A 4,372-nucleotide genomic window follows, 5' to 3' on the forward strand; every position below is an offset into this window, starting at 1 on the left:
GCGACTCCGTCGTCGTCGTGGAGGACGTGCTGACGAGTGGGGGCTCGGCGATCCGTGCGGCGCACGTACTGGGCGAGGCGGGGTGTCGCGTCGCCAAGATTATCGGCGTCATCGATCGAGAGGAGGGCGCGCGCGAAGCCGTGGCCGCCGCCGGGTTCGACCTCGACGCCCTCTTCACGCGGAGTGAGCTGGACCGCTGGTTGTGGTGACGCTGGAGGTCAGGCTTTCGCGCAAGCGAGGTAGAGGTCGACGGTGTCCTGGGCGACACGCGCGTGGGTGAAACGCTCGAGCGCCCGGCGCCTTCCGAGCTGGATCAGGTCCGCCCGCAGGCGGCCATCCTTGGCCAGGCGCATGACCGCTTCGGCGATAGCGGACGCATTGCCCTCCGGCACGATCAGCCCCGCATCGCCGACGACATCCGGGATTTCTCCACAGCTCGATCCAATGATGGGAGTACCGCACGCCATCGCTTCAATCAAGACCCGGCCGAATTGCTCGGCCCAGTTGGGGCGCGTCAGCGACGGTAACACGAGCACGTCGAGGCTTCGAAGGAACTGCGGCATCTCGCGCGAATCGATGGCGTTTCTTATATCCACGAGGTCTTCGATCCCATACTGGCGGATCCGCGCCCGTATCGATGGCAGTGCGGGGCCATTCCCGAGAATCACGAGTCGATAGGGACGATCCAGGCGCGCGCACGCGTCGACGAGGACCTCGACGCCCTTCTCGGGCACCAGTCGACCGGCGAAACCGATCGTGATGACGCCACCATCGGCCCCGCTGGATTCGGGATGCTCGGGAGCTGGCGAGAAGACCGTCGGGTCGACCCCAAATTGCGGGATGACGCGCACCACACCCCGATACCCTTTCCCGCGCAACACGCGCTCCGCCGACCGTGTGCCAGCGATGGCGCACCCCACGTTGCGGTAGACGTACCGCTCCATCAACCGAAAGGGGAGCGGGTACCTTCGCGCGATGTTTTGCCACGTGAAGAACACTGAAGGAATGCGCCGCCGGCGCGCGTGCCACACGGCAAGGAATGTCGCCAGGTTGTAGGCCTCTTCCTCCACGTGGAGGAGGTCGGGCTGGCAGTCGTCGAGAATCTTGGGGAGCTGCGGGAAGAAAAAGAGGTGAAAATTCCCGTTGGCCGCGATGGGCGAAACGATGAGCCTGTACCCGCTCGCTTCCCGCTGCTCGATGAAGCGCTCGGCCGCGCCGTCGCGCCACGAGGGTGGTGCGACGGCGGTCAAATCGATTTCGCCGTGCCGAGCGATCTCCACGAGCTTCTGCTGGTAGGCGCCAACGACGAGCGCCTTGGAGAGCATCAGCACCCTCATGGGAAACGCCAGTCTCGCGCGCGGGCCGCGTCGTCGGAGCCGCTAGTTCGCCGCAAGCTTCTTGTACACGTCGAGCGTCTGTTGCGCCACGCGCTGCCAGCTAAAGTGGCTCGCGCGGGCGAGGGCCCGCTCGCGCAGGCTGTCTCTCAGGGCTGCGTTCTCCAGCAGCTCCGCCATGGCATCACGAATGGCCTCCACCCGGTACGGGTCGACGAGCTGCGCCGCGTCGCCGGCGACCTCGGGAAGGGCGGACAAGTTCGACGTGATGACCGCTGCTCCGCACGCCATTGCCTCCAAGACGGGAATCCCGAATCCCTCGTACAACGAGGGAAATATGTAGAGCGCGGCGGCGCTGTACAGTGGCGCCTTGTCCTGCTCTCGGATTTGTCCGGTCACGACGACGTGGTCTTCCAACCCCAGCTCCCGGACGCGGGGCCGGGGGTCTGGGTACAACGGATGGCCGAGGAGGTGCAGCCGACCCGCGATCACGAGCTGGTACTCGTTCTTGACTGGCGTTGGTAAGGCCGCGTACGCCTGCAGCACGCGGTCCACGTTCTTGCGCACGTCGAATCCGCCGAAGTAGAGAATGTACTTCGGCCCGATCCCGTACCGTTCGCGGACGGAATCGATCAGTCGCGTATCGGTTATGGGCCGATAGCTCGCGTCAACGGCGTTCCCGATGACGTGAATGCGTTCTTCCGGGATGTGAAGGGTCCGCATGATGTCGCGCTTGGAGTACTCGGAGACGGTGATGATGGCGTTGACCCGCCGAACGGTGAATGAAACGAGGCTCGTATACATCCGGCTCTGGGGCCGCATGCGGTACTCGGGCATGACGAGCGGGATCACGTCGTGAACGGTGACCACGGTCTTGGAGGGCAGGAAGTAGGGCGCGGCGAAATAGGGGCAATGGAGAATATCGATGCTTTCGTGGTGACACGTTCGCACGATTCCCACCTGCTCCCACCACAGGCTTTCGAAGCGTTCGCCGAATCGGCGAAGCGCGCTCACGACTTCGATGTTTTCGAACCGTTCGGAGAGCTGCGGGAATCGACCCATCGTCGAATGGCGGAAGCGGGGGCTGAGCAGCACATAGGTGTTCTGGTCGTCGTATTCGTCCAGTCCCTCCAGGAGGTGAAACAGGTGCTGCCCCATCCCCGTCGCCGGGCGCTGGAGGAAGAGCGCGTTGACGCCAATCCGCATTTCGGTCTCTATCAGCCCTGAGATTCGTCGCGTGATGGGGGCACCAGCGCAGCGCTCGTCGCCGCCTGGGGCGCGCGCCACGCGCCGCGCGCGGTCGCGATGATACAGACGTTGTACGCCGCGTCCCCGCATTCTCGGAGATAGTCTGCGTCCATCATCCGCTGCCAGAGCGCGGCCAATGGCGGGAGCCTTCCGAGCCCAAACGGGAGCAGGTATCCCCAGTAGGCCACCGGGTACAACAGGCACCCGACCCGAGCGACGTGCTCGATTTCGAAATACGGATCGAGCAGCGCCCGGAGCTCGTCGAGATGGTAATGCTTGTGTCCTTTCATCGGCACGGCCCGGTTTCGAAGGGAATGCATGACGCGCCGAAGGTGCGTCTTCATCATCAAGGGATCAAGCCACCAGAAGCGCCCCCGATGCGGAGTGGTGAGAATCAAGCGGCCGCCCTCGCGACACACGCGCCTGAGCTCCCGCACGCAGGCTTTCTCGGCTTCGGCCGGTAGGTGTTCCATCACCTCGCTGAAGACGACACAGTCGAAGCTGCCATCCGCGAATGGGATGGCGTCCGCGCTCGCGGCGCACAGCTTCCCCGCGTGAATCTGGGCGCCGTGGCGCAGTGCCTCGACGTCGGCGTCGAACCCGAGGGCGAAGCGGACCCTGCGGGCGAATGCCGCGGTGCTTTCGCCGTCGTGGCAGCCAGCATCGAGGAGTCGGTCGGCATTGGGCGGGATGTGCTCGAAGACCCAGCGCCTCCGCTCGTGAAGGGCGCCCGTTCCCGGGGCTCTTTCCGACCGTCGCGCCATGCCACTCGACGGGAGCGCGCTAATGGCTCGCACCTGCAACCTGTTCGTAGATCTCAACCAGCTTCGCGGCCGAGCGCTCCCAGGGAAAGCTCGCCGCGCGCTTCGCTCCACGCGTGCGGAGGTCCTCGCGAACGTCGGTGTCGACGCAGGCTTGCTCGAGCGCATCGGCCATTGCGTCCAGGTCCTCCGGGGGCACAAGGAGCGCTGCATCCCCCGCGAACTCCGGCAGGGATGACGTATTGGCGCAGACCACCGGCGTCCCACAGGCCATCGCTTCGAGCACCGGGAGCCCGAATCCTTCGTAGAGGGATGGGTAGGCGAACACCTCCGCGCCGGTGTACAGGGCGGCGAGGTACCGCTCCGGCACGTAGCCGGTGAATCGAATGTCCGATTGAAAGGCCGAGCGCTCCGCTTGGTCGTATGTTGCTTCGCTCAACCAGCCCTTCCCGCCGGCGATGACGAGCTGGTGCTGGAGCCCGGTTCGGACGCGGAACCGGGCGTACGCGTCGATCAAGCGGGGAAAGTTCTTCCTCGGCTCGATGACCCCGATGGCCAGGAGGTATGGGCGAGCCAATTCATATTCGGCCCGCACCGCCGCGACTTCCTGCGCGCTCGCCGGGCGAAAGCTGGGATCGACCCCGCCGGGAACCACGAACACGCGCTCGGGCGCGGCATCCAGCAGGCAGATCACATCGTTTCGCGTGTTCTCCGAATCGGTGATGATGTAGTCTGCCTCTCCCGCGGATTTGGGCACTGCTTGCTCGAGAAACTCGCGGAGGCGCTCGTCCGCGCATTCCGGCTGAACGAGAAAGGCCAAGTCGTGGACCGTGATCAAGCGAACCCCGCGGCGGACGGGCGGTAGCACGTAATCCGGCGAATGGAACACATCCAGAGGGCCGGCGAAGAGGTCGACCGGAATCGGCGCGTGTAGCCGGTGCCAGATGACGTTGAGGTAGCGTTCTCGCAGGCGGAGCTGGCGGGTGCTGACGTTATCCGCAATGGGCGCGTCGACGACCCGACCGGGGT

The 4,372-nt window shown here is 65.2% G+C and carries 5 protein-coding genes; 1 reads left to right on the plus strand and 4 read right to left on the minus strand.

Annotated features, from left to right (window positions below; genetic code table 11):
• Positions 1 to 209 (plus strand): phosphoribosyltransferase family protein (locus tag VFC51_16350; GenBank protein ID HZT08595.1); only part of this gene is annotated, 209 nt, incomplete at its 5' end.
• A 9-nt stretch (positions 210 to 218) separates the two neighbouring features.
• Here VFC51_16350 and VFC51_16355 read toward each other — a convergent pair.
• The 4 genes from VFC51_16355 to VFC51_16370 form a co-directional block, all read right to left on the minus strand.
• The gene (locus tag VFC51_16355; GenBank protein ID HZT08596.1) at positions 219 to 1,337 is read right to left on the minus strand and encodes a glycosyltransferase; all 1,119 of its coding nucleotides are present in this window, start codon (positions 1,335 to 1,337) and stop codon (positions 219 to 221) included.
• Positions 1,338 to 1,379: 42 nt separating this feature from the next.
• Positions 1,380 to 2,540 carry a glycosyltransferase family 1 protein gene (locus VFC51_16360; protein HZT08597.1) on the minus strand — a complete coding sequence of 387 codons (1,161 nt, stop codon included), beginning with the start codon at positions 2,538 to 2,540 and terminating at the stop codon, positions 1,380 to 1,382.
• A gap of 11 nt (positions 2,541 to 2,551) precedes the next feature.
• Complete coding sequence (locus tag VFC51_16365) at positions 2,552 to 3,379, minus strand: class I SAM-dependent methyltransferase (GenBank protein ID HZT08598.1); 828 nt, start codon at positions 3,377 to 3,379, stop codon at positions 2,552 to 2,554.
• Positions 3,366 to 4,372 (minus strand): glycosyltransferase family 1 protein (locus VFC51_16370; GenBank protein ID HZT08599.1); only part of this gene is annotated, 1,007 nt, incomplete at its 5' end. The genes VFC51_16365 and VFC51_16370, both read right to left, overlap by 14 nt.

The organism is Chloroflexota bacterium, from assembly GCA_035652535.1.
In the GTDB taxonomy this organism is placed as follows: Bacteria; Chloroflexota; UBA6077; order UBA6077; family SHYK01; genus DASRDP01.